At 43.9% G+C, this 26,747-nt stretch carries 26 protein-coding genes; 15 read left to right on the forward strand and 11 right to left on the reverse strand.

The window, feature by feature from the left end:
• Window positions 1-9: 9 nt before the first annotated feature.
• Together arrA and JK628_RS21430 are read right to left on the reverse strand one after the other, a co-directional pair.
• Complete coding sequence (arrA, locus tag JK628_RS21425; RefSeq protein ID WP_237524083.1) at window positions 10-2,568, reverse strand: arsenate respiratory reductase molybdopterin-containing subunit ArrA; 2,559 nt, start codon at window positions 2,566-2,568, stop codon at window positions 10-12.
• Between the two features lie 374 nt (window positions 2,569-2,942).
• Complete coding sequence (locus tag JK628_RS21430) at window positions 2,943-4,433, reverse strand: Na+/H+ antiporter NhaC family protein (RefSeq protein ID WP_202286917.1); 1,491 nt, start codon at window positions 4,431-4,433, stop codon at window positions 2,943-2,945.
• A 180-nt stretch (window positions 4,434-4,613) separates the two neighbouring features.
• Here JK628_RS21430 and zapB point away from each other — a divergent pair, with 180 nt between their 5' ends.
• Window positions 4,614-4,817: a cell division protein ZapB gene (gene zapB, locus JK628_RS21435; protein WP_202286918.1), complete on the forward strand. Its 204-nt coding sequence runs from the start codon at window positions 4,614-4,616 to the stop codon at window positions 4,815-4,817.
• Window positions 4,818-5,049: 232 nt separating this feature from the next.
• On the opposite strand, the gene JK628_RS21440 is transcribed toward zapB, so the two are convergent.
• From JK628_RS21440 to JK628_RS21465, 6 genes are all read right to left on the reverse strand, one after another.
• Window positions 5,050-5,262, reverse strand: coding sequence for a DUF1107 domain-containing protein (locus tag JK628_RS21440; RefSeq protein WP_202286919.1), 213 nt, complete (start codon window positions 5,260-5,262; stop codon window positions 5,050-5,052).
• A 614-nt stretch (window positions 5,263-5,876) separates the two neighbouring features.
• Window positions 5,877-6,488 carry a thiol:disulfide interchange protein DsbA/DsbL gene (locus tag JK628_RS21445; RefSeq protein ID WP_202286920.1) on the reverse strand — a complete coding sequence of 204 codons (612 nt, stop codon included), beginning with the start codon at window positions 6,486-6,488 and terminating at the stop codon, window positions 5,877-5,879.
• 123 nt (window positions 6,489-6,611) lie between these two features.
• Complete coding sequence (locus JK628_RS21450) at window positions 6,612-7,646, reverse strand: serine/threonine protein kinase (RefSeq protein WP_202286921.1); 1,035 nt, start codon at window positions 7,644-7,646, stop codon at window positions 6,612-6,614.
• A gap of 11 nt (window positions 7,647-7,657) precedes the next feature.
• Window positions 7,658-7,987 (reverse strand): DUF3630 family protein, encoded by a 330-nt coding sequence (locus tag JK628_RS21455; protein WP_202286922.1) that lies wholly within the window; start codon window positions 7,985-7,987, stop codon window positions 7,658-7,660.
• A gap of 60 nt (window positions 7,988-8,047) precedes the next feature.
• Window positions 8,048-8,341 carry a hypothetical protein gene (locus JK628_RS21460; RefSeq protein WP_202286923.1) on the reverse strand — a complete coding sequence of 98 codons (294 nt, stop codon included), beginning with the start codon at window positions 8,339-8,341 and terminating at the stop codon, window positions 8,048-8,050.
• Window positions 8,342-8,451: 110 nt separating this feature from the next.
• Entirely contained in the window at window positions 8,452-9,246 is a 795-nt protein-coding gene (locus JK628_RS21465) for a hypothetical protein (RefSeq protein ID WP_202286924.1), read from the reverse strand.
• 351 nt (window positions 9,247-9,597) lie between these two features.
• Between JK628_RS21465 and JK628_RS21470 the strand changes: the two genes are divergently transcribed.
• The 14 genes from JK628_RS21470 to JK628_RS21535 all read left to right on the forward strand — a co-directional run bounded on the left by JK628_RS21470 (window position 9,598) and on the right by JK628_RS21535 (window position 24,945).
• On the forward strand, window positions 9,598-10,002 hold the full coding sequence (locus tag JK628_RS21470; protein WP_202286925.1) for a nitrous oxide-stimulated promoter family protein: 405 nt from the start codon (window positions 9,598-9,600) through the stop codon (window positions 10,000-10,002).
• 214 nt (window positions 10,003-10,216) lie between these two features.
• Window positions 10,217-11,434, forward strand: a complete 1,218-nt coding sequence (locus JK628_RS21475; RefSeq protein ID WP_237524084.1) for a SpoIIE family protein phosphatase — start codon at window positions 10,217-10,219, stop codon at window positions 11,432-11,434.
• Window positions 11,435-11,446: 12 nt separating this feature from the next.
• Window positions 11,447-11,779: an STAS domain-containing protein gene (locus JK628_RS21480; protein WP_202286926.1), complete on the forward strand. Its 333-nt coding sequence runs from the start codon at window positions 11,447-11,449 to the stop codon at window positions 11,777-11,779.
• Between the two features lie 14 nt (window positions 11,780-11,793).
• On the forward strand, window positions 11,794-12,987 hold the full coding sequence (locus tag JK628_RS21485) for a sugar phosphate nucleotidyltransferase (protein WP_202286927.1): 1,194 nt from the start codon (window positions 11,794-11,796) through the stop codon (window positions 12,985-12,987).
• Window positions 12,988-12,996: 9 nt separating this feature from the next.
• Window positions 12,997-13,446: an ATP-binding protein gene (locus JK628_RS21490; RefSeq protein ID WP_237524085.1), complete on the forward strand. Its 450-nt coding sequence runs from the start codon at window positions 12,997-12,999 to the stop codon at window positions 13,444-13,446.
• Window positions 13,447-13,542: 96 nt separating this feature from the next.
• Window positions 13,543-15,402: a glycosyltransferase family 2 protein gene (locus JK628_RS21495; protein ID WP_202286928.1), complete on the forward strand. Its 1,860-nt coding sequence runs from the start codon at window positions 13,543-13,545 to the stop codon at window positions 15,400-15,402.
• Window positions 15,389-16,723 carry a DUF3131 domain-containing protein gene (locus JK628_RS21500; RefSeq protein WP_202286929.1) on the forward strand — a complete coding sequence of 445 codons (1,335 nt, stop codon included), beginning with the start codon at window positions 15,389-15,391 and terminating at the stop codon, window positions 16,721-16,723. The genes JK628_RS21495 and JK628_RS21500 overlap by 14 nt, the downstream gene beginning before the upstream one ends.
• 9 nt (window positions 16,724-16,732) lie before the next feature.
• Window positions 16,733-18,127 (forward strand): DUF3131 domain-containing protein, encoded by a 1,395-nt coding sequence (locus JK628_RS21505; RefSeq protein ID WP_202286930.1) that lies wholly within the window; start codon window positions 16,733-16,735, stop codon window positions 18,125-18,127.
• Window positions 18,097-19,539 (forward strand): DUF3131 domain-containing protein, encoded by a 1,443-nt coding sequence (locus tag JK628_RS21510; protein WP_237524086.1) that lies wholly within the window; start codon window positions 18,097-18,099, stop codon window positions 19,537-19,539. The genes JK628_RS21505 and JK628_RS21510 overlap by 31 nt, the downstream gene beginning before the upstream one ends.
• Window positions 19,529-20,512 carry a hypothetical protein gene (locus JK628_RS21515; RefSeq protein WP_202286931.1) on the forward strand — a complete coding sequence of 328 codons (984 nt, stop codon included), beginning with the start codon at window positions 19,529-19,531 and terminating at the stop codon, window positions 20,510-20,512. Before JK628_RS21510 ends, JK628_RS21515 begins: the two co-directional genes overlap by 11 nt.
• A gap of 189 nt (window positions 20,513-20,701) precedes the next feature.
• Complete coding sequence (locus tag JK628_RS21520; RefSeq protein WP_237524087.1) at window positions 20,702-21,979, forward strand: glycosyltransferase; 1,278 nt, start codon at window positions 20,702-20,704, stop codon at window positions 21,977-21,979.
• 108 nt (window positions 21,980-22,087) lie between these two features.
• On the forward strand, window positions 22,088-22,414 hold the full coding sequence (locus JK628_RS21525) for an Hpt domain-containing protein (RefSeq protein WP_202286933.1): 327 nt from the start codon (window positions 22,088-22,090) through the stop codon (window positions 22,412-22,414).
• Between the two features lie 20 nt (window positions 22,415-22,434).
• Window positions 22,435-23,889: a DUF3131 domain-containing protein gene (locus JK628_RS21530; protein ID WP_202286934.1), complete on the forward strand. Its 1,455-nt coding sequence runs from the start codon at window positions 22,435-22,437 to the stop codon at window positions 23,887-23,889.
• Between the two features lie 54 nt (window positions 23,890-23,943).
• Entirely contained in the window at window positions 23,944-24,945 is a 1,002-nt protein-coding gene (locus JK628_RS21535) for a hypothetical protein (protein ID WP_237524088.1), read from the forward strand.
• A 30-nt stretch (window positions 24,946-24,975) separates the two neighbouring features.
• Here the strand turns inward: JK628_RS21535 and JK628_RS21540 are convergent, their stop codons facing one another.
• From JK628_RS21540 to JK628_RS21550, 3 genes are read right to left on the reverse strand one after another with little or no spacing between them, the layout of a single operon-like run.
• Window positions 24,976-25,230, reverse strand: a complete 255-nt coding sequence (locus JK628_RS21540) for a hypothetical protein (protein WP_202286935.1) — start codon at window positions 25,228-25,230, stop codon at window positions 24,976-24,978.
• 2 nt (window positions 25,231-25,232) lie between these two features.
• The gene (locus JK628_RS21545) at window positions 25,233-26,273 is read right to left on the reverse strand and encodes a hypothetical protein (protein WP_202286936.1); all 1,041 of its coding nucleotides are present in this window, start codon (window positions 26,271-26,273) and stop codon (window positions 25,233-25,235) included.
• A 2-nt stretch (window positions 26,274-26,275) separates the two neighbouring features.
• Window positions 26,276-26,716, reverse strand: coding sequence for a hypothetical protein (locus tag JK628_RS21550; RefSeq protein ID WP_237524089.1), 441 nt, complete (start codon window positions 26,714-26,716; stop codon window positions 26,276-26,278).
• Window positions 26,717-26,747: the final 31 nt, after the last annotated feature.

A 26,747-nucleotide genomic window follows, 5' to 3' on the forward strand; every position in this document is an offset into this window, starting at 1 on the left:
TCTCTTACCTCAGACTTTTGCTATTTGAATGCGAATATGACCGTAGAATGCTGACGCACCGCTTAGCCTGTCATACCTATCGGCAATAATGTCATTATTGTTGCCCCCTCTTGCCTCTACGCCAAACTGAGTGCTCGCAGTGCGACCATAGGCCCAGTGACCCTGACCAAAACACTTGGCTACAGTGCCAGGACGAACGCCTTCCCATAGTGCAGCGGTACAAGTGATTTGACCTACCGGGCTACTGATGACAATTTTGTCCCCTGTTTTTACGCCAAACCTAGCCGCGTCAATCGGGTTTATCTTTGCAGTATCTTCTTGGGCAAGATCGCCAGGGTCGACATTTTTAAACTCATAAAACCAAGATGTGTTGGCACTGCGACCCTCTTTGCTTAAGCGAGATTTGTGGTCAACTAATAGCAAAGGGTACTTATCTTTATCACCAAAACGGTATGGCTCTTCGTAATGAGGTACAAAAGCCAGCTTTCCTCTTGCTTGGTAGTCGCAAACCTCCATCACCTCATCGATACTGACGTGGTGATTTTTAGCATGCTTAGCGAGCGCCTTTTCTAGCGTTTTACTGTAGAACTCAAACTTATGGGTCTCGGTTTTAAACTTACCCCAGCGTGATTCCAATTTGTAAGGGTGGCTATTCCACACACCGTCATCTATAAATTGCTGCCAAGAACTCATCGGCTCACCATACTTATTAGATGCATTAAGCCACAAAGGTGAAGTGACATAACGGACCAATAACTTACCGAGTTGCTGTTCATTTTCAGCAGGCAGTTTGGTTTCTGGGTCGAGTAACTGTTCATTGATATAGCGCCACGGCTTATCAAAACCTTTCTCGGCTAGCTTCTTAGCCAACAAATAAGGCACTTCGGATTCATCATCTTTAGTATCCCACAACCGTTTAATTGATGGCTGTTGAACTGATACTTGATGCACCCCATTGCCAATAGAGTCTAGTACGCCCCATTTCTCGAACATATGATGATTAGCCGGTAGAACAAGATCGGCAAACCAGGTGAACTCCGAGATGTTAGTGGTCACGTGGGCCATAAATTCGACTTGGCTTAGTGCATCATTCCAACGCTGTCCTTCAGGGGAAGAGAAGTTGAAATTGTTAAAGTAGGCCAGTATGACTTTAATGTCATAAGGATCTGCGCTGAGCATGCCGTTAGGCGTATTGCTGGTCACGACACCACCACCTGGCTTGCCTTTTTTAAGCGCGGGGAAGGCTAACGTTCCACGTTGATCGATCTTCGGATGCTTGACACCTTTCTTGGCAACGTCATCTAAGTACGGCTTCGAGTCCGGGAATTTTTTGTTGAGCTTAATTTTATTTGCAGGGAATACTCCCCCCTTACTGTCGATACCGCCAAACAGACCATTTAGAGCATGGCAAGCCAAAGAGGTATAAGTGCCGCGGGTGTGCATAACAGCACCGCGAGATGTCCATACTTGCACCGCGGGTGCTGCTTGGCCCATATCTTTAGCAATTTGCACAATCGTTGCCGCTGGGATTTTACTGATTGATTCGGCCCACTCAGGAGTACAGTCTTTAAGTGTTAAGTTCCACCAGTCAACAAGGCCATGGGTGTGCTTGTCAGCAAATGCGCTGCTATCAACATCTTGACCTGCTATGAATTGATTCTTGCCAGATTTAAAGTCTCCCACGAACGGCTTATGCCAAAGACCTTCAATTAATGCGACATGTGCAATGGCGAGTGCCAAGACACTATCTTGCGAAGGTTCGATCGGGATCCATTTATGCGCTTTACTTGCCGACACCGATAAACGCGGATCAACCACAACCACTTTGGCACGATCTAACGCATCGCCCCAAGTCTTGGAGTAGTAGGAAACTTGGCGGTTACTGGCTATAGGATCGGCGCCAAAAGACAGTACAAATTTGGTGTTTTCAAGATCGTATTGGTTGTAGCCCCAGTTGCCATCCTGATAGTAAGGCCCCATTTTATGGGCCTCTGCACAGATAGAACTGTGGGAAATATTATTCGGTGAGCCAATCATTTGAGTCATATGTTTGTACATGAATTCATTGATATGGGAGTAGCGACCACGGATCAATGCGTATTTGTGAGCCTCATCAGTCTCACGTAGCGCTAGAATCTTATCTGCTAATAGGTCAATTGCTTCGTCCCAAGAGATAGGTTTAAACATGGGATCATGCTGTTTACCTTTTTTAGAGTTGGTCCGTATCAAAGGGGTGCGAACTCTATCTGGGTCGTACACTTGCTGTAGGCTTAAATGCTGCCTTGGGCAACTCGCTTCGCCATGCACTTTTGAATTAACGTTACCCCTTAGCTTTATCGCTCTGCCGTCCATGACATAGACTTGCTTGGCACACCAAGAGGTACACCCTTGGCAAGTTGTACCTACCCATTTACCGGTTCCAGTCAGCCGATCTTTACTCGGCAGTTCATTCTCTATGCCTTTAATAACAGGCTCCATCGAACTACTGCAGCCTACACCCGAAAGTGCAGCAGCGGCGACGCTAGTTTTTAACAGGGTTCTCCTGCCTGTATTAATTTTATCACTCATCTCAACACCCCTTAACAGACCCATTGCAAACATTGCGATATATCCATAGAAACGAATACATACACTTATCTATATATATAATTATTTATATATATAATTATTTATATATATAATTGATCATGTTTAACAGCATTATCAAGGGGCATTTATCACAGATTTAAAGTTTAAGATTTACTAATTTTTGATGCTGAGCGCGAATGATATTCGATGCAGCACTCATCACTACCAGCTAAAACTTTACGGTTAAACCAATTGAGTCCAGGGCGATAAAAGAAAGTAGTTGCTAATCGAGCATAGAGACAAGCTCGATTCCATTAGATTAGAGCAATTTTTTGCCATCACGCCGGCCGACTGTGATGCAAGCTGTCAATACATTAAGATTGCGCTTTAACGGCAATATTAGCCTCATAATTACTGAGTTTATGATATAAGCCAAGCAGCGTTGCAGCGCTAAGTAACACCGCCAACCAACTCCATATAGCAGCAACACCGAGGTTAATTAGCTGAAAACCGATAAGCGCACTTAATGCCGCGATCATTGCAAAGGGAAGCTGAGTCACTACATGTGCATGCGGCTCGCAACCTGAGCTGGTCGCGCTAATGACACTGGTGTCAGATATCGGAGAGCAATGGTCACCAAATACAGAACCAGCCATCACCGCACTTAACACCGGCAGCATTAACGCGATATCGACAGCAGCAGCGATTTCAGCACCGATAGGGATCATAATCGCAAACGTGCCCCAACTTGAGCCAGTGGTAAAGGCCATTACAGCGCAAAGAATAAATGTACCAGCGACGAGCATATCGCTTGAGATAAACCGCTCCGCCCAATCTGCCAATAGCTTAGCCACGCCTAAGTCAGCAATCACAGCACCAATCATCCAGGTGAATAGCAAGATTGAGATAGCAAAACTAATGATCTTAATGCCGACGAACATGTCAGCCATGAGCTGCAAAGCTGTTCTTCCAGAAAATTTCAACATCAATACCGCGATAGTCGTCGCCAAAATACACGCATCACGCATGGCGGCACCAATATCAGCCGAAGTGACCCACTGAGTGATATCAACTGATTCCGAGTTAGCCGCCCCAGACCATAAGGTAAAGCCCACGGACGCAACCAACAAACTTGCCATGGGGACTCCTAATAACCATGGGTTGCCGGCTTCTACTTCAGTAATGTCTTGCTCTGTCGCAGCGGTGTAACTAAAACCAATGCCAAACCAAGCTATCAATAGTGACAGTATAATTACCGTAATGGCGTAAAAATTAAGTTTTGCTATCTCAATAAAAGATTCCAGCGGTGAGAGAGGCAATAGTGTGACGCTGGCCAAAATGGCCATAACATAAGGCCCCCAACTAGAAAATGGTAGTAAAGCACACAAGGGTGAAGCATTGGAATCGACAAGGTAAGCGATCTGTTCCTTACTCATATTATATCGTTGGCTGAGTGGCTGACATACATGCCCCACAGCAAGACAACTAAAGATGCCATCAATAAATACAACCCAACCAAGCACTACCACCCCAACCCGCGCTTGCCGGCCACTTTGAATACGATGATATAACCAATCAGCAAATGATTTTACCGCTCCACCTCGGGCTAGCAGCTGTGTCATCACACCCAGCAGTACCATCGCGGCCAGCACATTAAGATGCCAAGCTTGCCACTGGCCATTAGCGTAAAATTGCATCCAAGCTTTTGACGATAAATACACCGTCGTATTAACAGGATTAAACTCACTGATAATAAGCGCGCCAGAGATAATACCAACACCTAGCGCGACAAGGGTGCGTCGTAAAACTAGGGCTAACACTAAGGTTAACACCAACGGAGTAAGCATTAAGATATTGCCCGACATAGCTGCAATTCCTGTAGAAATAAAGGGAAGACTACTAACGACTTAGTAACAAGTACAAAAAAAAGCCAATCTCACAACTATTATCATAAGATTTTGGTCCATTTAGCATAATTAACTATTCACCAAGACCCCGTCGCTGCTAGAATCGGAGCTATCATCATGCTACCAAAGGGACTCGCCATGAGCCTTGAACTATTGTCAAAATTGGAAACAAAAATCCAAGCTGCGCTTGAAACGATTGAGCTACTTAAAATGGAGCTTGAAGAAGAGAAACAGTCGAGCAGCAGTTTGACAGAACAAAACCAACAGTTACAACAAGAATTGAATTCTTGGAACGAAAAAGTAACCGGTTTGGTTGGCTTGCTTAACGAAGAGGTTAGCTAACCTTTTTAGGTGAGTTTACGTAATCGTTATTTTTGCAGCTGTGTCGCTAAATATGTTCACATAGCGACACCTGCGAAAATGATTACTACCCATAACGTAGATCTGAGCAAATAAGCTCAGCCTTTCGGTATATTGCATGGAGCTGAGAGCATCTACTTCGATGTTTCAAATCTACTACTCGCGATAAAACCATGCTGTTATTGCACCGATTTACAAATGCATTAAGCCGTTGTTATGCGGTTTGCATATCACTATTTTGCATCTCAATTAACTCATTGAGCTCCAATATAGCTTGCTTAACTTTTGGTAAGCTCTTCCTTGGCAATAAAAATCGCCCTTTATCAAATTCAATTCGACCTAAGTCTTTTACCCAGATCACTCCAGTTAAAAAGATACGCGCATGTTTAACGATTAGTTTCGGTGCATAGACAGGAAAAACTCTCACAAGACCTCCCGACAACTTTTTGTTTGTTGTTATATGTTTTAGTTGGACAGATGTTTTACCATGAAGGTTTCATCAGATCGAAAATAAATTGTAAAAGTTTGAATCTAATTTAAGCAAACTGCAATTTCTTTTTCCCAATCAAACACCTAAATACAATCATCATAAAATTGTCTCTTGCCAATTTTTTGACACCCTGTTACCGTCTAGGAGTTACTCAGGGTAACGTTGAGCTTTTTAGCTCCGTAACCGTGCTTCTTGCGACCAGGAAGCACGGTTTTTTTATAGCTTCAATTTATCCCAGGCACAAAAAAGGAGCCCTAGGCTCCTTATACCAATTGCATTAAGTATTTAGTCAATTCAGAAGCGCTCACGCTTTTCAATTCAATGCGCATTGACGAGAGAATGGTTATTCCCTTGTAAGTAAATGCAAAGCAGAAGTGGAATGCATGAGAGCTTCCCGCAGGGTGGGTTTCAAAGCCCTATATGCTGCGCCGAAAACTCTCGATATAGAATAACTATTAGCTTCATGTTTCCGACTTGCCTTCAGCGCTTTGAATTCCCACTGAATGAACAGATACTTAATGCAATTGGCATCAATACTCGCGAGGACGCATTTACTTCATTGTGGTGAGGTAATACGCAATATCGAGTAGCTCGTCGTATGACTTGATTGCACCCGTTTCTACACGGTACTTACCATTGACCACTAGTGCTGGTACGCCTGAAATCTTGGCATTCTGAGTAGCGCGCTTCATTTTCGACATTTGAGCGTTCACCATGAATGAGTTTGCAGCAGCATCGAATGCTTTACCATCTACGCCATTGGCCACAAAAATCGCTCTTACATCATCACGATTAGTGAAATGCTGCTTTTTTTCATGAATTGCTGAGAAAATGGCTGATTCCATTTTTTCATCCACTTTAAGCTGATGAGCAACGGCAAACGCACGTGACATCTCAACGCCCATCTCGCTCCCGATAAACTCAACGTGGTTTTGCTTAAAAGTCACCCCTTCTGGCAAAGTCGCTTTTATTTGTGGTACTTGTACCTTTGAAAAGTTATAGCAATGCCCACAGTAAAAAGAGAAAAACTCGGTAATTTCAGGCTTTGCCGTTGCAGGGCCTTGATTAACAACTGTGTAATGAACACCCTCTTTGTAATCTGCTGCCATTGCAGCCATAGGCGCAGCTATAAATGCTAATGCGACCAATAATGCTTTTTTCATGTGGATTCCTTGGTGATGCTTAATGCATCTTTAATAATTTTCAGCATAACATAATGCTCTTTCGAGTCGACCTCAAGCACATAAGTTCATTTTTCTGTTACAAAATGAGAGTTCTAACAAAGTTTAATATTGCGGCATCAAACTTAAGGGTGGCTCATCTAGTGCAGCCAGCTGCTCTTTGAAAGCTAAAATTTGCTGTTCCCAGTACTTGTCTTCAGCAAACCATGGAAAATTCATTGGAAACGCGGGGTCGGCCCAGCGACGGCTTAACCATGCATTGTAATGTAACATTCTCATCGCTCTTAAAGGCTCAATGAGCTGCAACTCTCGGATATCAAACTCACAAAACTCTTCGTAAGACTCTAACAGTACTTCTAGTTGCAAAGTCTGTTGCGGTCTATCACCTGCTAGCATCATCCATATATCTTGTACTGCAGGCCCCATTTTAGCGTCATCTAAATCGACAAAGCCAGGGCCATCTGGTGTCCACAATATATTACTTGGGTGCAGGTCACCATGAAGTCGAATATTGTCGTATCTCTTTGGCTGCCACATCGCGCTAGATTTTTCCAAGATTTGCTCAACCACAGTAAAATAAGGTAAGGCTAAACTTCTTGGGATATGACCTGACTCTTTTAGCCACTTAAGTGAGTCATCACCCAGTAACTGCGGTGACATAGTATCGCGATAGACAAAGTCTGCCTGTTTCGAGAACTGGTGAATACGACCAATAAAACGACCAACTGACTCTAACTGCTCGAGGTTATCGACCTCGAACGCTCGGCCACCAATAGAGGGGAATAGCGCAAACCTAAAGCCTTGATATTGGTGCAGAGATCGCCCATCAACAATAACAGGGGTGGCAATTGGCACTTCTTCCTCCATCAACGCGGCAGAAAAGTCATGCTCCTCTTGGATCTGTTGATCTGACCAACGCTCAGGCCGGTAAAATTTCACCACATAACGCAATCCTCTATCACAGCGGAATTGATAGACTCGGTTTTCGTAACTATTGAGTGCCAGTAACCCCGTTTCAGGGTAGATGCCTAACGTTTCAATGGCGGTCAATATAAGATCCGGCGTCAACGCTTGGTAGTGAAATGCTGAATCTTCATCAGCAGTGACTATAGCTGTCTTAGTGGGTTCTATTCTATTCATTTATAAATGCTCTAGCTATATAGGTGACTAGGTGTATCAAGTGCAGCCACGATGAGTGGCTTCATTAGCTCAGCTAAATAGACCAGCACATCGAACTCGTCTTCTCTCTCAGTTGATAGCCAACATATATCGCCATAGAACTCATAGTGCAGTTGTAGGAGGGTACCTTCAAACTCTAATAACCATTGATGCCTGTCGGCTCCCCATTGCCTCTCTACCACTCTGCAATCTATCGCTTTTGCAAAAGGTTCTGCAAAGTCGGCAAACAGTTCAAAATCAATATCTGCTTGCACTGACAAACTCAAGGTTTCACGTTCTAGCTTAATAGCATTTAGTTTCATCTAGCTGACACTCACGACTCTTTTATATTATGACGACCTGTGACCTTCATCGACAGCCAGTTATTGGGCAGATGATACTAGGTTTTGACAAACCAATGCAGTTTCTTCGGCAACACACTGATGGCCGCAAACATATTCTGCATTTTTATCGTCACTTAAGCGCAATAAGCCTTTACCTTTAGCATGGCATTGTTCAACCGATGCATAGTAACCACTAATAAACTCACCAGATTGCTCGATGCTCGGCTTTGCTGCCGCGTCAGGATAATAGAGCAGCGTCCACTCGGGTGAATCTGTACACGCCGTTAAACCAAGAGATAATATTGAAATAAAGCAGACTAGTCGGAGTTTCATGCTAAAGGTCCTCTAAATAAAAAAGGCGAACAAATGTTCGCCTTTTAGTAAGCAACTCAGCTTATTCTACACCGCTTCAACAGCGGAGTATGAACTTTACAGCTATCGTTTTATTTATTTGCTTTTGCTTTAGCCTTTTCTATACGGGTAATACGGCCTTCAAAGCCTGTCACTGTACCATCGCTAACACCCTGCTTGATGGCAGTTTTGCAAATAGCGATAGCAGCATCGAATTCACCATTGTCGTTAAGTAAGGTCGACATATGCATTAGGCCAATACCTTTGATTTCAGTCTCCGGACTATCGGCTTTAGTTTCGGCGGCATAAATAGTAAAGAATGCCGTATAACGCTTAGATAGACTCGCACCATACTCAACATATTCAACTTGTTTACGCTGCTTATAACACTCTGTCACGACCGCAGACATAGCCGTATATTGTGCCGCCGTTCCGATTGCAGCGGCCGTATCAGCAATGGCTTGAGTTAACTTGGGATTGGCCCAAGCTAAATCAACCTCTGCGGCTTTTGGCTCTGGCTCTGGCTCTGGCTCTGGCTCTGGCTCTGGCTCTGGCTCTGGCTCTGGCTCTGGCTCTGGCTCTGGCTCTGGCTCTGGCTCTGGCTCTGGCTCTGGCTCTGGCTCTGGCTCTGGCTCTGGCTCTGGCATGATTTCAACAACCTCACCTTCAATATCAAGCTTTTTATCAAAGCTCACCCCTTCATCTGATGGGCTCGATACCTCACCCGCCGTATCTGGAGTAACATCTTTTACTTCTGGCTCAACCGCTTCATTCGCGGCTTGTTCATCCTGAGCTCTTTTCTCATTTTCTTCATTTGCTAGTCGCTGAGTACGCTTATAGAGATAAACGCCAATGATAACGAGCAAAATAATGGCAATTACTTTCATTATGTTCCACCAGTGGTTAGCCAGAGACTCAATATGTGAGTCTTTTTATGCATTAAAAAAACGCGCGAAAATAGAACGTTATTATTAATGCATTCTCTTTCATAAAATCAAGTATTTATATCTCATTTTTAACCGGGTATCAAAAATAGTGCACTATATTGGCTAAATTTAGCCAAAATGCACCTTAATTAGCAAACATTCAGTCTATTTTGATTAAAACGGATAACCGAGAACAAATAGTCCGACAAAGCACTATTTTGTGCGCATCTTCAAACTTTCAAACATGAACTTTGTTTGTCACGCTCTAGACTTTTATGATGCCAATAACCCAGTAACTTACTAAGGTATACCATGGCTTTCGAACAACTTTTAAGTGGAAAATTGCTTAGCGAGTTTAGAACCATCTTTGCTATGGTGGAAATATACTGCAAAGCACACCATGAAAGCGGTGCTGATGGCTTGTGCCAAGATTGCCAAGATTGCCAAGATTTCACTGAGTATGCTCATACCCGGTTAGATAGATGCCCATACGGACAAGATAAGCCAACTTGTAATAAGTGTCCGGTGCATTGTTATAAGCCCCATATGAAAGCCAAAGCTCGAGAGATAATGATCTATGCGGGCCCTAGAATGTTGCTACCTCATCCGATTATGGCAATAAGGCATCTTTTATCAGAACGTAAAGACGCCCCTGGAAAACCACCAGCAGAATGTTCAAATCGGCACCTTAGAATCAAAGTTAACATTAAAGATTAATCGCTATTTAGGCACTTACAATTAAACTCATCGAGATCCCCCCCTCTGTAATCGCCTAATTTAAAAAAGAAAAACAATAGAACGCACGATAACTTTAAATAGTATCGTGCGCTTCCTTGTTGTATCTGAATTTCACGTCTAGACTTTTGGGAAGTAAACGGAATTATTAGAACAGCAGCGCATTAAAAGATGCCGCTCGTTGGGAACTATCAGCATGGAGGCTGCCGCTTTGACCAAAGAGATCCTACTCGTAGAAGATAACAAAGTCATGTTGATGATGATGTCACAGATGTTATCTTCTCGTGGATATCAAGTCGTGACCGCTAAGCATGGTTTGGACGCATTAACCCAACTAGACTCGCACCCTAATATTCAATTCGTCCTCAGTGATTGGATGATGCCAGAATTAAACGGCATCGAACTATGCTATCAACTAAAATCCCCCAAATATAACCGCTACATATTTTTCGTATTACTCTCCGGTCGTGATGATAAGGATTCCATTGTTGAAGGTATTAACGCTGGTGCCGACGACTTCGTTGCAAAAGACACCAATATCAATGAGCTGGATGCAAGAATCAAAGCCGGATTCAGAACATTAGAGCTGCACAACCAACTCGTTGCCAAGAACATCGAACTCGATTGTGCTTATGCGACAATTAAACAAGATTTAGAGTCAGCCAGCGAACTAATCCAGCGCATGCTGCCTAACCAAACCAGCTTTATGGGCGCTGAAATTAACTACACCCATATTCCTAGTGCACAGATTGGCGGCGATATGCTTGGCTGTATGCAGCTAGATGAGGAACATATTGCCATATACCTATTTGACGTCGCGGGTCACGGCGTCGCCTCTGCTTTAATGTCTTTCTCAATTCAACAAAGCATCAGTTCAAATTCAGGTACTGCCTCGAATGTAAAACGCAAGAAAGATACCGACCCTTTTTATAGTCTTATCGAACCCAGTGAAGTCATTTCACATCTTAATCAAAGCTACATAAGCCAAGATCAAAACAATCTTTACTTCACTATGGTGTACGCCGTATTGAACACCAAAAGTGGCTTACTGAGCTACTCATTTGCAGGTCACCCACCAATGATTTGGCTGAAAAAGTCAGAAGCTTGTTGTGATTTTATTGAGCAAGATAGCTTTGTCGCCGGCATGTTCGACTTTGCTGAATACCAAACAGAGCAAGTACAACTAAAGCCTGGTGATAGGGTATTTCTCTATTCAGATGGCATAACAGAAGCGGAAGACCAACAAAAAAACCAGTTCTCTGAGCTTGGACTAAAACAACTCGTTCTAGCGTTGAGTAATCAGCCCAGCGATACGCAGACCGACAGCATAGTCACAGCCGTAAGTGCGTGGTGCAGTGCTGCGCAGTTTGATGATGACATAAGCCTCCTTGCCCTTGAATGGCAAGGCAAATAAAGAGGAACTATTATGCAATTTGATATTATTGAGAAAGGCCAATACACCATAGTTCAAGTTAACGAAGGTAGGTTTGACGCAAAACTTGCTCCGGCATTTAGAGAGCAGTTAGAGCAAATTAAAGGCAATATCCGCACGCACTTGGTGCTTGATTTAGGTGAAGTTCGCTTTATGGATAGCAGTGGTCTCGGGGCTGTAATGGGCGCCTACAAGATGCTGCGCAACACCAAAATTAGTATTGTTAACCCGCAAAAACCAGTCACAGATCTTCTCAAGCTAACGCGTATGGACAAGCTCATTTTGAGCCACCCAACAGTTGAAGAAGCACTGGCTCCAACCGCTTAAAAGAGGTAGATGTTATGAAAGGAATGATTCTAGCCGCAGGGAAAGGCACTCGTATTAAGCCAATATCTTATGCAATTCCAAAGCCGATGGTTCCCATACTGGGTAAGCCAGTAATGGAGTCAATGATCCAATTATTCGCTAAAAATGGCATAGATAAGATAGTGATCAATACCAGTCATCTAGCCGAAATCATCGAAAATTACTTTGGTGATGGCCACCATTTCAATGTGCAGCTGTCCTATTCATATGAAGCAAAAGAGGTCGATGGTAAATTTGTCAGTCAAGCACTCGGCTCAGCTGGCGGCATGCGAAAAGTGCAAGATTTCTCAGGTTTTTTTGATGAAACATTTGTCGTTGTATGTGGCGATGCATGGATTGATCTCGATCTTAAGCAAGCAGTCGAACAGCATAAAAGCCACGGGGGGCTGGCTACAATTATCACCCGTGAAGTTCCCTCATCAGAGGTCTGTAAATACGGTGTTGTTGTTACAGACAAATATGAACAGGTGGTTAGCTTCCAAGAAAAACCACTGGAGTCAGAGGCGCTATCTAACAAGATTAATACTGGGATCTATATCTTCGAACCTGCTATTTTTGATTTTATCCCTAAAGGTGTCGAGTTCGATATCGGCAGCGACCTGTTCCCACTTCTTGTTGAAAGAAAAGCGCATTTTTATGCGGTGAATATGGACTTTCAGTGGCTAGATGTCGGTAAAGTCAAAGATGTTTGGGAAGTGACGAGCGATATTTTAAACGGAAAAGTAAAGGGGTACCCCATTCCTGGCACACAACTATCGCCTGGTGTTTGGGTGGGCATTAATACCCAAATCGATATCTCTAAATGTAAAATAACTCCCCCTGTCATTATAAGCAGTGGCTGTGAAATCCAGAACGGTGCAACCATTATCGGCCCTGCAGTTGTCGGTGCTAACTGTAGAGTAGATGCCAAAAGCTTAGTCAGCAACACTCTAATTTGTGATTACATTCATCTCGCTGATGACGCCTACATTGCCAATAAAACCATGTTTGGTGATTACCTGCTAGGTCACGATGGTTACACCCAACTGCTGGCAGATTGCCAATACGTACATATTCTGAAAAATCGTAACGTTTCTAGGCCATTGACGGGTAAGGCGAGCATCAACGAAATCTATAGCACTCTGCAGGCACCAAAGGCAGATCCGGTGCCGCTACAGCAGGTTAAATAGGGCTAATTTATGGATGTGAGCACGGGGACGTTTCACAAACAATATCTCAGTAGCCTTGAAGCATCTAGAGAGGTCGCTGAAGACATTGTGCCCTACTGGAATAGTCTAGGACTTAATGAGTCGATAGTCGGACAGATGGAGCTTTGCTTAGTTGAAGTTGTTAACAATGTTTTTGAGCATGCCTATGGCAACAGGGAAGGTGACAAGTTCGAAGCTACATCGTACATGAGTAGTGCCAATGTTCTCATCGTTGAAATATCGGACTTTGGTCAATCCATGTCTGATGATTTGCTGGAAGATTTACTCAGCACAGACTTCGTTGAACCCATAGCGGATGATCCTGAAACGTGGCTGCAAAGCCGAAGAGGATTGAAGATCATTCAACAACTATCCGATAAATTAGAATATTTTTCGCACCAAAATCGTAACACATTAAGGCTACAACGTAGTGCCAGCTAACTGAATAAACTATAACCGTTCAGTCGACAAAGCCCGACTCGATGCAGCTAGGAAGATGGATATGTGCCTTACAAATAAGTGCACGGAGATAAGAAAATGGATTTTTACTTCAATGAGTTTGAGAAACGCACTCCACCTCAACCTGCAAGCTATAGCCCTTCGCGAGAATTACTGTATCAATACTTGGCGACCTGTAACATTGCGCTTGGTGTATGGTATTTGGTTTGGCGTTGGGGCTTTGCGCTCAACTACGATGCAATGTGGTTTTCACTGCCTTTGGCCTTCGCCGAATCTTGCGCATTTGTTGGTTCCGTCCTATTTGCCTTCAATTTATGGAAAACCGCAGATGAGTCCATCAAAAGCCCACCAGCCAGCATTAATGAGTGCATTAATGATCCGCTGGACGACAGACCTATTGGCGTGGACATCATGTTTCCCACATATGATGAGGAGCCAGAGCTCGTCGCTTTGAGCATTCGAGACGCGCTAAAGGTACGCTACCCTCATGAAATAGAGATGAGGATCTTTATACTCGATGACGGCAGACGCCCAGAGATGGCACAGTTAGCCGCCGACATGGGGGTTGAATATATCACTCGCGATAATAACGTCGGCTATAAAGCGGGGAATTTACGCAATGCGTTAGAGCAAACCTATGGCGACTTTATTGTTATTTGCGATGCCGATACTCGCCCCTTCCCTAGTATCTTAGAAAATACCTTAGGATACTTTAAGGACCCTGATGTGGCTTGGGTACAAACACCACAGTGGTTTTTTGACCTTCCCGCCGGTGAAAGACTCCCCGCTTGGTTAAAGAAACGCTTAGGCACTCCAGTAGGCTGGCTTGGCAGTGCTTTTGAGAAAATTTATGGCCCTGTCACGTTAGGCCGCGACCCCTACGCGAATGATCCACAAATGTTTTATGACGTCATTCAGCGACGTCGTAATTGGGCCAATGCGTCGTTTTGTTGCGGAGCAGGATCGATACATCGCCGAGAAGCAGTCATGGAAGCGGCGTTACGAAGCTATAGCCACCAGATCAGCCAAGAGCATGAAGAGGTTGAAAAGCAAATCCGTAAACTCACCAAAGAGAAGAGCGTCGATAATGATATCTCCGCGAACTTACGCCAAGAGATCATCTTTGATACTGAGTTTACCCCCTATAAATTCCATGTTTCAGAAGATATCTATACCTCACTCATTCTTCACAGTGATACCGAACGTGAGTGGCGCTCAATTCAACATACGCAAGTAGAAAGTAAAATGCTGTCACCACAAGACCTGCAAAGCTGGACCGTACAACGCTTTAAATACTCAGGTGGTGCAATTGACATCTTTATGAACGATAACCCTCTGTTTAAAAAAGGCATGAGTCTGAAGCAGAAACTCATGTACGGCGCCAGCTTTTGGTCAAACTTATCGGCTATTTGGAATATTATCTTCCTTGCCTGCCCTATTGTGTACTTTCTTACCAGCATTGCGCCCGTTAGCGCCTATGACACCACTTTCTACATGCACTTCCTCCCTTTTGTGATTACCGCAGAGCTTGCGATGATGGTCGGTACCTGGGGCATTGCTGGCTACCAAGGCAAAACTAACTTCTTGTCCTTTTTTCCGGTTAACTTACGCGCTTTGTGGACGGTTCTGCGCGGTAAAAAAATCAGTTTCCCCACCACCCCTAAAAGCCGTCAACAAGGTTTCTTCCTCCATTTAGTGATTCCGCAAATAGCAGTGTTTACTCTGAGCCTAGGCAGTATGGCTTTTGCGTGGTACGCATACAGCAGCCACACATTTGGCAATTATTCACTTGGCGGGTTAATTCTCAATAGTTTTTGGACCATTAATAACATGATGGCCATGTGGGGCATGATTGCCGCAGCATGCTGGTCACCACCCTCTCACGATGTATCCACCACGATAGAAACCACCAAGGAGTTGGAATATGGAATCGAGTAGCTCATTCGTTAAAGCTCGTCATCACATCGTATTCTTAGCGGGGCTGTTTACTGCTCTAGCTGTCGCTTTCACTATTGAAACCCGCGAATACAACCAAGTAATGGGCAACCTTTCATTTGCTCCTTCAGAGCCCATCCCTTTTAGAGAGACCCGAGTATTAACCGAACAAGAGTTTCAGTGGGCAAAAACAGCTTGGCAGTACTTCGAAAACAACTATCAAGATAATACTGGCTTGGTGAACTCAGTAGATGGCTATCCCTCTACGACGATGTGGGATACAGCCTCCTACCTTATGGCGCTCATTTCTGCCCATAGGCTCAATGTGATTAGCTATGAAGAGTTCAATCTCAAGATAGAAAAAGCTTTAGTCACTCTATCCCGCTTGCCGCTGGTGAAAGACCAATTACCCAATAAAGCTTACGACACCCAAACATTACAGATGGTGGACTACACCAATAAACCTGTCGAAGATGAAAATGGTATTGGTTGGTCAGCTATCGATATCGGCCGAATTTTAGTGCCGATGAACATTTTGGTTTGGCAATACCCCAAGTTTAACAAACAGGTCAACAGTGTATTGCAGCACTGGCAGGTGGGTGTAATGACCAAAGATGGTTATTTATTTGGCTCCAGACCCGCTAAGTCAGGTAAAGGTCTTGAGCTAGTACAAGAGGGGCGTATTGGTTACGAAGAGTATGCAGCAAAAGCACTCAGCTTGATGGGGCGAGATGTATTCAACGCGTTGAAGTACGCTGACTATTTGAAGCTGATAACGATTGATGGCGTCGAAGTTCCAACCGATAGTCGAGATCCAGCCAAGTACCATGCACATAACTATGTTGTTAGTGAGTCATACATTCTCGATAGTATCGAATTTGGCGCTGACAGTGTGTCCAAAATTTTTGCTTTTCGTGTTTATAAAGCGCAAGAACAGCGCTATGAACGTTCAGGCATTATCACCGCCGTTAGTGAGGATAATATAGACCAAGCCCCCTACTTTGTTTACAACACCGTTTTCTCTGATGGCAAGGAGTGGAACACCATCACAGATACTGGTGCAGATGCCTCTGAATTTAAGACCCTTTCAACGAAAGCGGCTTTCGGCTGGTACGCCCTATATGACACCGCCTATGCAGACGTTCTGATAGCGGGTGTCGATGAACTGTATTCCGACAGTAAAGGCTGGTACTCAGGAGTATATGAGAAAACCGGAGAAGCCAATAAAGCAATTACCGCCAATACCAACGGTATTGTTTTAGAGTCGCTGGCTTACATTCAAAATGGCGCCTTGCTTAATGTCGGTGTAGAAGAACAACTATAGGGGATGCGTATGCAACTTACTTTAACCATATGCCTAGCTCTACTGCTTGTTGCATGTGGTAATAGCTATCAAGGCTTTTCTAACGATATTGTCGAACGTCATACACATTGGGAGGTTCCTAAGCCACGCTCAGGAGAACTTACTGAGCAAGAGATGGAAATGGCGACTATCGCTTGGCAGTATTTTGTTAACAACTATCAAGAGTCAACCGGGCTCGTTAATGCTGTAAATGACTACCCCTCAGTTACTTGGTGGGACGCCTCATCCTATTTAGCGGGAATGGTCAGTGCGTTAGAGTTTGGCATTATTGAGAAAGAGGAGTTCGATCGCCGTTTTATTCGTTTCATTGCCACACTCAATACCATTGATCTATTTATGGGTGAGCTACCCAACAAGGCGTATAACACCCAAAATGCCGCAAAAGTGGATTATGCAAACCAACCTGGCGAGATTGGCTATTCTGCTTTGGATTTAGGCCGGTTGCTCATTTGGCTGCATATTATTAAACATCGCTTTCCTCAGTTTGGCAGTGCCATTGATTCAGCGGTATTACGATGGAATTTTTGCAATGTTGTCGATGAAACTGGCACCATGTTTGGCGCGCTTTTGGAGGCCGATAAACCCGTGCAGTACTTACAAGAGGGCCGATTGGGTTATGAAGAATACGCCGCCAAAGGCTTTGAACTTTGGGGATTTAATACTAAGCAAGCATTAATGCCTGAACCCTACGCCACCATCAATATGTATGGTTACGACATACCCTATGACACGCGAGATCCGCGCAAGCTCAAAGCTCATAGCTACGTAGTCACCGAAAGTTATGTGCTAGATGGTGTTGAGTTCGGTTGGGATGTTACTGCGGACCATAGTGCACACGACAACAATTACAGCCACGCTTGGGTAGCTGAGTTTGCATTGCAGATCTATCGAGTTCAAGAAAAACGCTATCAAGAAACCGGTATCATCACTGCCAGGACTGAACATCAACTCGACGGAGCGCCCTACTTCGTCTATGACACTATTTACACCGATGGTTTTGCTTGGAATACGATTTCTGAAGTAGGTGCTTTTTTACCGCAATACTCCGCCGTTGCGATCAAAGGGGCAATGGGGATGTGGGTACTGTGGGACACAGAATATACCGATCTTCTTTTTGACCACGTGAGCCATGTTTATGACCGTGAAAAAGGCTTTTATGAGGGCATATTTGAGAATGGTACCGGACTCATTAATACATTCACCTCAAACAACAACGGTATTTTGCTCGAAATCTTACTGTATAAAAAACAGGGTAAGTTACTACAGTATCAAGCGACTACCGCTCCTAGCCTTTGGGAGAAAGCATTACAAAGCCCATTTGGATATGAAGGGCAATGCTTACCGAGAAAGACTGCAGCAAACTAATTCAGCTTTCTGACTGGAGTCATATGCTACGACAATGTGTTCTGCTGTTACTGCTGTTTTGCCTTCAAGCTTGTGGTCTTGTCTACCAAGGAGTTCAGTCTGGCGTATCTGGCGTTAATGAATCTCAGTTCATAAGACAAGGTAGACACGGTGAACTGACCGAAAAAGAGCTTAGTTGGGCAAACACAGCGTGGCAGTATTTCGCCAATAATACTCAGCTATCTTCAGGCCTAGTTAACTCCATAGACAATTATCCGACGATGGATATGACCTCGTTGGCCGATTATCTTATCGCGCTGCAAGCTGCGCTGCAGTTCGAGTTAATTTCAACCAAAGCTCATGACGAAAGACTCACTATGGTGATTGATTTTCTGGTGAAAATGCCTTTAACGCGTCAAGGTGTACCAAATAAAGTCTACTCCACCAACTATGGCAGCATGGTTAACTACGCCAATCAGCCAGCTGAATTAGGTTGGTCTGCCATTGATATAGGTAGACTACTTATTGCATTAGCCATTACAAAACAACACAACCCTGAATTTTCTGAATATATTGATAAAGCTGTTCTACGTTGGAATTTTTGCGCCTTGGTCTCTGACAAAGGCGAGCTATATGGTGGAAATATCAGTGATGGACAGGTTAATAGCTATAAAGAGGGACGCTTAGGTATCGAGGAATATGCTGCATATGGTTATTTAGACTGGCAGATAATCCCTAAAAAAACCATGAAACTTGAGCCCTATGAAGTGGCGACAATCAATGGAATCGACCTACTTTTTGATGGCAGAGATCCGCGCTATTTTGATGTGCTAAGGCCGGTTTTTAGCACCCCCTACCTATGGCTAGGACTTGAATTTAATTGGGATGATATAGACGACCTACATTCACTCGACGCACAACATACCAATGTGCCGTTAGCAGCAATGGCGGACTCCATCTATCAAGTACAGCAGAGTCGCTGGGATATTGAACGGATTTACACCGCAAGAGCAGAACATGTGGTCTCCGGCGAACCCTATTTCGTTTATGATGCTATCTATGCATTAGGCACCCCTTGGATCACCGTCGCCGAAGATGGCAGTAGCCACGATCAGCTTGCTCTTATCTCTACCCGAGTCGCGTTTCAAATGTGGGCACTTTGGAAAACCTATTACACCGAACGCCTAATAACACTGGTGCAAGAGTTATATCATCCACAACGGGGTTGGTATGAAGGGCGCTATGAAGTATCAAGTGCCTATGAAAAAAGCATCACTTTAAAGACTAATGCAGGAGTGCTCGAAGCTTTGCTCTACAAGGTCAACGGCAAGCTTTATCAAGCCAAAGAAAACAAGGAATATCGTGATGTACGCTTTAACTCACGCTTCAATCATCCAGGTAAATGCTTAGTGGAGACGTTCGATGAGTCATAAGTATCGATTTATAGTAGCCCTGTCTCTTATGGTGCTATCTGCAAGCAAGCCCTCATTTGCAGAAGCGCTAAACCTTGAATTACGCCCCTTTAGCAAAGGAAACTATCTACTTGCAAAAGGCCGCTATCAACAAGCTGCGGCGCATTGGCATCAGCTAAGTGCGGTGCTGTTAAGTAACCCCAACAAAGTGTCTCAACAAGAGATGTGGCAATCGGCAGGACTGGCGGCATCACTTGCTGCTATTGCAGCAGATAAAGCAGAAGATCCGGTAGCGTACCAATATTGGTCAGACAGCACTCGCTACCTCTTAACAGGGGGGACTAATTGGTCGCAAATACAGCAAAAACTACATCAACGTTTAGAAACTGCGAATACTCAGCTATCGGTGGCTATGCAGGTCAGTGATGTTACCAGTGGTATAGACGAGAACCTCGACATTGAACTCACGGCACTGCAGTTGTGGCAAGAGAAACTAAACCTTTTCTCCTTCACCACCCCCAAGCTAGGTCTGAACCGATATGACTTAAACATCAATTACAATGTAGACCAACCTACCCAGATCTACACTCCCAGCACAGTGCAATCACAACAGCCTACTTCGGGGAAGAAACTCTCAGGCTATGATTCTAATTTTTCCCACTCTCCCTCCTTTACCCCAACACCACAATCTACAAAAACCGCCGAAGCACAATTAGAAAAGGCAGCGGAAAATAGGGTCATCGATGCTTCTGACGCGGCGCTTGCTTCTGCAGCTCAGTCTCAGACAAAGGACAGTAAAAGTACCGCCGTCATCCTGCCGACTGAAGAGGCAAATACAACCAATTTACTGGGTAAGGGAGGTATTAATCAAGCACAAGAGATAAAAGTAGAGTCGCTACAAAAACGGCAAATTGAACCTATTCCAGCAACAGCAAAACCTGAAAATATAGAGATAATTGATCTCAAAGAAAATGACAGAGAACCACCATATTAAGCTTTTAAAATAAATAGCTAACTGAGCGACAGGAGCCAACGACTTCATAATACCTAAATAGCCGTAAACGGAGAAAGGTATCTCCTTGCTGTTTTGTCGATCTATTACTACATTTTAAGCATGTCCAATGTTGATGCAGCGTCAATATTGCGGGCGCTCAGGATGAGTTAATCAATGAAAGGATTCATTATGAATATGCACAAAGAAGATCTCCAACAAATTTATCGCGCGGCTAGCAACCAATTTGATTTAACTGAATCTTCGCACCAAATCAGTCTACTTGAGCTCGCGGACTCCTTATTGGAGCTAAAACGCACCTCTCCTGCGCAACTTGCCTCATTGGCACGAAGAGAGGATTGCCCCCTTGCCTTTAAATTAGCCGTTAAGCTAGTGCAATCACGCAAATACTTGCGACAAATAACCACACCTATCTCCATTGGCGTTGTCTTTGCTATGTGGGGAGAGCATCATCGCTTGCTAGAAAAAAGCGCCACTAATATCAATGGTGAAAACTCACTGCTAACCAAAGTCACTCAGCTTCAATGGGCATGCAAAGGGACTAAAGTGGACTGGCATTTGTATCCCGTTGACGATGGCTGCCCTCACAGCAGTTTCGACATTGCCAACCGCATTGCCAATAGAAGCTCACAGCCCGAAAAAATATCGGTACTCGACCTAAAAGATGGGATCAGTGCAAAACAGGGCCCTTTAGCCAAGCTCAATGATGTTGATGACTCCAGAAAAGGTGGCGCTATAATTCATGGTTGCATGCAAGCCCTCTCTGACGGTGTTGATGCCGTTATTTATACCGACGCTGATAACTCTGTTCATATGGGACAACTTGGGCTCATACTGGCACCTTTTGTGGCAAATCATGCTCAAGTCGTACTGGGAAATCGCAAAGATCCACTCTCTATTTTAGTTAAACAAGAGCAGCGCTGGGGGATCGGTATTAAGACCCTCAGACACATGCAAAGAATGGTCGGTGCAGCTATTTTTTCAAAGGGTATTCACGATACTCAGGCCGCTTACAAACTCTTTAGTCGTGATGCACTACAGCATATTCTAGCTAAACCAAGCGTATTTGATTTTTCATTCGATACCGATTGGATCTTAGCTGCCATGCAGCATCAGCAAAGTATTGCCACGGTTCCTTTCGCCTTTATTGATTCAGCTGCCGAATCAGCTTCAATAACCCAGGGACCAATGAGCACTTGGTTAACATTATTACAAGGCCTAGTTAAAGCGTTGCGAGCCAGAGGTGCTGATTACAACAAAGAGATGGCTCAGTTAATTGATAGAGAAATACAAACCGCTGAAGATTTAGAGCGCATTATTGATCTGCTCCCAGATGAACTTATGCATGCAAAAGACGCTGAGCTCGGTGATATGCAACTTATGACTCCTAAAGCATTAGCAACTTGGTTAACCAAGGTTAAAGCGGGGCAACTCACCGCAACCGCCTAATAAACGAATTCAATCAAAATATACCGTGTATCAGCCAATATTTTCATCGCAGACGTCCCAGATGAATATCAGGCGTCAGTAAACAGGTATAGAGCAAAGGACGTAATCATGATAGAAGTTAATGAATTAAAAGCACTGTGTGGCGATGATGATTCCATGGTAAAAATGTTGCTTACCATATACTTAGAAGAGTATGGCGAAAGTGATAGCATCATCCAACATCGCTTTTCCAGTGATGATGTCGACGGCTTATTTCAAATATCTCATGAACTTAAAGGTATGTTCAGTAATTTATGCGCCAAAGAGGCTATGACATTAGCCCAAGCAGTAGAATCAAGCTCCCAAGCTGGCTCTTTGCCAAATCAAACGGCTATCAACGATCTTTGTGGCAAAATAAAAGAGATTAACCAACAAATAGAAGGGATTTTGCAATAGGCCGCCAATTGCAAAAAACCATGCTAGATAAGAGCACACTCAATATCGCAGTGTGCTCTTTCGCTATACTCAGTACGGTAGGAAATCATTTTGCGTGGGGAAATACCACGCAAAATGACGCTGCAATACAAATACAGCCCGAGCAACAGAAGTCGCAGTTACATTCCCCCGAATCACAAAGGGTGTCAAGAGTGATATTGGGCTCTGAGAACTCTAATCAAACGACTATCCAATTTCAGCGTCGAGCGGTTATCCCACAAGTAAAACCTAAAAATGTGAGTATCCCGGTAGCACAAGAGACTGCCCCTCAATATTCAGATCCCCCAGAGAAACTTGCCGATAAAGCAATGCAGGTTTCTCTAACTCGCTACGAGAAGTTACTGATAAGCAAAGCACAGCGATACATAGATAAGAACTGGAACGAAAGCACCGGCCTCATCGATTCCGTTCAAGGGTATACGCACGCCACCATGTGGGATATTGCCAGTGGTATCGCTGCTATTATGGCCTTGGAGGCATTGGGAGTCAGCAACCAACAAGTCACAGAGTTACGACTAGGGAAATTACTTTCGACCCTACATCAATTGCCACTTTACAAAGGCAAGCTCCCCAATCGACAGTACAATACCGTAACAGGACAACCCTCTGGTCGATTTAGTCAAACCTCGTCCCACGGTAATGGATGGTCTGCTTTAGATCTAGGTAGGCTCTATATTTGGTTAGCGATTGTCGCCAAAAAAAAGCCTCACCTCGCCGCCGATATTGAGCTCATCAAGAAAAAGTGGCAGCTTAGTACTGCGGTACATAAAAAAACACTATATGGCACCAAGCTAACGTCTAAAAATGAGTATTTCCGCCAGGAAGGACGACTGGGTTACCTGCAATATGCAGCAACGGGTTATCGCCTGATGAATCTAGATGTCGATAATGCTTTTATGTGTAATAAGTTAGATAAAGTGACGCTTGATAACATCAAGCTACAAATTGACCCGCGCAATCTGCCCTTTCTAACACTTGACCCTTTTCTGCTCTACACCATCGAGGTCAGCAATGACCCCTCTTGCTGGAATCAGCTTAATAAGCTCTACCAACTGCATGAAGCCAAGTACAACCTCAATAACAGGTTAACCGCCTACGCTGAAGATTCATTGAGTAAGTCCCCTTGGTTTTTATATAACAACATCTACTACCAGGGCAAAGCTTGGCATAGCGTTTCTCATTCAGGTAAGCCTCTTGGCGAATCGCAAAGCTTCAGCAATAAAGCCGCTTTTGCTCTGAGTGTTATTTATCAAAGCGAGTACAGCCAAAGCTTAGCGACACAGGTAATAACTAATAGTGCTCAGCATACAGAAATCCCTACTGGACTTTACCGTGATGGCAAAACAAACACCGCCTACAATATAAACACTAACTCACTGATTTTAGTCAGCCTTTGGTATAAGGCTCGCAATAGACGGGCAATTTTTGAAGAGTGAAAAATTGGTAATACTCATACGCTATAATACATAGATCTGTTAGGGATGACTCATTTGAGAAAGCACCATGAATGGACTGTTAGCACGACCTTATGGGTAATAACCCTAAGCAGTACAGTGGCTAATTGTCAGGCAAATGAACACCAAACTGAGATGGCAAAACACGCGCCCAGAACAGAAGAGACAACCGTAATCAATCAAGCTGTCACCAAAGAAATAGAGCCAAAAACAGAAGCTGATCTCATCTGGAATGGTGCAACCAGCTCATTTATGCTGCCATTTGAAGGTTGGGACTCCGATGCTCCTTGGTACAAACGCTGGAGCGCCAGTATCAGCATTGGCTACCCTTTGGTCGATACTGCCGCCGTTCTACCCGCAAATGCCACCACAGGCCCAAGTAATCAAAATTTAACAGCAAGCTTGTCACTTAAGTATTCGATTATCGGTAATTGGTTTATCTCTGCTACCGCATATCACTATTTTGATAAAGAGCTTCAGCAAGCGTGGAATCCCGATTTTACCTATGTATTTGGTTACAGTGATTGGCGACCGTATACCTTTAGCCTGCTCTACTCCAATTACGGCGGTAACCGTTTCTCTCCCGACCCTGGAGGCAAACACACTGAGTTTTCGCAAGGAACATGGGCGTTAGGTTGGAAATTTCCAATCAACAAACCTTTTGTCGATTGGCTTTCGTTTACTGACGAAGGTGCCATTGGTTGTCAATTTGATTATAACTACACACCAGAATACTTCGATTTAGCTAGCATCGAATATAAGACCAGCCATCAAACAATAAGCTTAGGGTGCAAATACTCAATCATCGGCAATTGGTATGTCAATGCAACTGCCTTTTACTATTTAGACAGTAGCCAGAAACAGCCGTGGAACCCTGATTTCACTTATGGATTCGGTTACTTTGATTGGCATCCTGGAACAATAACCATTCAATATAACAACTACTCTGGTAACCGCTGGAATAGTGCCGATAGAGGGCCCGATACTGGTCGGTTTAAGGATGGCTCCTTGAGTATCAGTTATTCATTCAACTTCTAACATTTAACTTTATGTTATAAGCCACTCTTGCTATGACTCTAAGCGATTAAGCACTTTCTGATGGCACTTTGGGCACTTATAAGAGTGTCGATGAATTTTACTGCCACACTCGGGGCATGGCAGCATTTTCCTATCCTTGCTAAGCAGTAAAATTAACACGCCAATGGGCCCTAATACATAACCCAACAATGCTCCAGCAACGATGTTGCCTTTGCGATAACCAATGATAATAGAGGCAAGTAACATCAGCAGATAAAAGCCAAGCCAAAATACAATATTATCCATAATCAAAAGACAAAGTTCAAAGTCAGGCTGAGTATGTCGACATCATCTTTCTCGCCGTATAAGAGTGGCGAGGTGACAAACTGAGCACGATTACCCTTTTCTTGTGAGAATATAGATTGGAACTCAGCATTAAGCGATATTGTCGAAGTCACATCATAGCGAACCCCCACTGTAACGCCTTTGCTCTTCCTTAACTCATGGCTCTCGGCATAGACAAGGTAAGGTGTGAAGTCATCAAGAGCATAGGCAGCACTGGCGTACCAGTTGGTTTGAAACTTATCGTACTCAACTTCAACCATCCACTGCCAAGCATCCAAACTGTACTCAGCCCCCAAAGTATAAATATCCAGTTTCTGTGTCGCTGGAAATGGACGCTGAGTATATTTGGCCTGCATAAAACCAGTATGGATCCGATAGTTAAATCCTACCAAATCTACGTATATCCCCGCCATATACTCGGTGTCAAATTTAAGTAGGTTGGCCCCGAGCTGCACTTCATTAAGTCGGTCAAACCCGTAATATGGAGAGATAGTTAGTGATATTTCGTCAGATATTTCATAATCCCAAGCCAGAGAAATACCGTCATAAGAGGTAAAACCTAAAATGGCATCGTAAACCTCTTCTGGTGGTCTAGCCCATGTATAGGCTTGACCAACATAGTAAAATTCAGAAACTAGAAACAACGGTAAGCGCAGTCGCCCTGTCCGCAATTCAAAATCACCAAACTCGTAGCCCAAATAGGCCCACTCCAGTTCGGGTTCGCTCCAGTTATCTTGAGTACGTTTGACGACTTGAGCTGACGCATTAAACCCTTCAAAAACATCGATATCGAGCTGCAATCCAAATAAGGTATCACAGTCATAACAGATGTCATCGGAGATTTCTCGGTTGATAAATAGCGGTGTCTTATTATCTGTTTTACTGATGGATGTCGTACCGAAACCACTCAACATAATGTCATCTGTGAGTTCGACTCCAGCTTCTACATTTGCGGTGATACCTAAGCTCAATATCAAAAATATGTACTGACGGCTTAATAACATGGCTACTCTCCTTGTGGCACGGTAATTAAGATATTCACTTCTTCCGGAACCGATTCAATCGGAGCATATGCGATACCATTAGGGTTGTCATTTAGCCACTTTAGGATCTGTTTTATATCATCACCATCTAGCTCTTCGGGTGGTGAACCTTTGCCAGAGAAGGCTAGCCCCGCCCAATAACCGTTCATCTGTGATACTGATTTTCCCAACAACATGCTGTAGAACTCTTCACGATGCATGGAAGTTTCGGGTAGATCGACCAAAACAATTTTAAGGCTACCGTCTATTTTTTTAGACTTGCCTCGATATAACATTCTAGCTTTGCTTTTACTTAGGGGGGGGAGTGACTCATTAAGGCTAAAAATTGCGAACTCAACATCAGTGCCTTCATCCGTGTCAGCTTCTAAAGCCCAGAGTGATGAGGATAGGGAGAGAGCCGTCATCAAAACGACTAACCTTGTATAAAAAAACAAG

The organism is Shewanella sp. KX20019, from assembly GCF_016757755.1.
GTDB lineage: Bacteria > Pseudomonadota > Gammaproteobacteria > Enterobacterales > Shewanellaceae > Shewanella.

What these genes read in the sequence shown, in the direction of transcription:
- JK628_RS21540 (WP_202286935.1), bottom strand. Translation starts at nt 25,230, where the DNA reads ATGGATAATATTGTATTTTGGCTTGGCTTTTATCTGCTGATGTTACTT.
- JK628_RS21515 (WP_202286931.1), top strand. Translation starts at nt 19,529, where the DNA reads ATGAGTCATAAGTATCGATTTATAGTAGCCCTGTCTCTTATGGTGCTA.
- JK628_RS21485 (WP_202286927.1), top strand. Translation starts at nt 11,794, where the DNA reads ATGAAAGGAATGATTCTAGCCGCAGGGAAAGGCACTCGTATTAAGCCA.
- JK628_RS21500 (WP_202286929.1), top strand. Translation starts at nt 15,389, where the DNA reads ATGGAATCGAGTAGCTCATTCGTTAAAGCTCGTCATCACATCGTATTC.
- JK628_RS21550 (WP_237524089.1), bottom strand. Translation starts at nt 26,716, where the DNA reads ATGACGGCTCTCTCCCTATCCTCATCACTCTGGGCTTTAGAAGCTGAC.
- JK628_RS21545 (WP_202286936.1), bottom strand. Translation starts at nt 26,273, where the DNA reads ATGTTATTAAGCCGTCAGTACATATTTTTGATATTGAGCTTAGGTATC.
- JK628_RS21475 (WP_237524084.1), top strand. Translation starts at nt 10,217, where the DNA reads ATGGAGGCTGCCGCTTTGACCAAAGAGATCCTACTCGTAGAAGATAAC.
- JK628_RS21450 (WP_202286921.1), bottom strand. Translation starts at nt 7,646, where the DNA reads ATGAATAGAATAGAACCCACTAAGACAGCTATAGTCACTGCTGATGAA.
- JK628_RS21495 (WP_202286928.1), top strand. Translation starts at nt 13,543, where the DNA reads ATGGATTTTTACTTCAATGAGTTTGAGAAACGCACTCCACCTCAACCT.
- JK628_RS21510 (WP_237524086.1), top strand. Translation starts at nt 18,097, where the DNA reads ATGCTTACCGAGAAAGACTGCAGCAAACTAATTCAGCTTTCTGACTGG.
- JK628_RS21430 (WP_202286917.1), bottom strand. Translation starts at nt 4,433, where the DNA reads ATGTCGGGCAATATCTTAATGCTTACTCCGTTGGTGTTAACCTTAGTG.
- arrA (WP_237524083.1), bottom strand. Translation starts at nt 2,568, where the DNA reads ATGAGTGATAAAATTAATACAGGCAGGAGAACCCTGTTAAAAACTAGC.
- JK628_RS21530 (WP_202286934.1), top strand. Translation starts at nt 22,435, where the DNA reads ATGCTAGATAAGAGCACACTCAATATCGCAGTGTGCTCTTTCGCTATA.
- JK628_RS21445 (WP_202286920.1), bottom strand. Translation starts at nt 6,488, where the DNA reads ATGAAAAAAGCATTATTGGTCGCATTAGCATTTATAGCTGCGCCTATG.
- JK628_RS21480 (WP_202286926.1), top strand. Translation starts at nt 11,447, where the DNA reads ATGCAATTTGATATTATTGAGAAAGGCCAATACACCATAGTTCAAGTT.
- JK628_RS21470 (WP_202286925.1), top strand. Translation starts at nt 9,598, where the DNA reads ATGGCTTTCGAACAACTTTTAAGTGGAAAATTGCTTAGCGAGTTTAGA.
- JK628_RS21465 (WP_202286924.1), bottom strand. Translation starts at nt 9,246, where the DNA reads ATGAAAGTAATTGCCATTATTTTGCTCGTTATCATTGGCGTTTATCTC.
- JK628_RS21460 (WP_202286923.1), bottom strand. Translation starts at nt 8,341, where the DNA reads ATGAAACTCCGACTAGTCTGCTTTATTTCAATATTATCTCTTGGTTTA.
- JK628_RS21455 (WP_202286922.1), bottom strand. Translation starts at nt 7,987, where the DNA reads ATGAAACTAAATGCTATTAAGCTAGAACGTGAAACCTTGAGTTTGTCA.
- JK628_RS21505 (WP_202286930.1), top strand. Translation starts at nt 16,733, where the DNA reads ATGCAACTTACTTTAACCATATGCCTAGCTCTACTGCTTGTTGCATGT.
- JK628_RS21525 (WP_202286933.1), top strand. Translation starts at nt 22,088, where the DNA reads ATGATAGAAGTTAATGAATTAAAAGCACTGTGTGGCGATGATGATTCC.
- JK628_RS21520 (WP_237524087.1), top strand. Translation starts at nt 20,702, where the DNA reads ATGAATATGCACAAAGAAGATCTCCAACAAATTTATCGCGCGGCTAGC.
- zapB (WP_202286918.1), top strand. Translation starts at nt 4,614, where the DNA reads ATGAGCCTTGAACTATTGTCAAAATTGGAAACAAAAATCCAAGCTGCG.
- JK628_RS21490 (WP_237524085.1), top strand. Translation starts at nt 12,997, where the DNA reads ATGGATGTGAGCACGGGGACGTTTCACAAACAATATCTCAGTAGCCTT.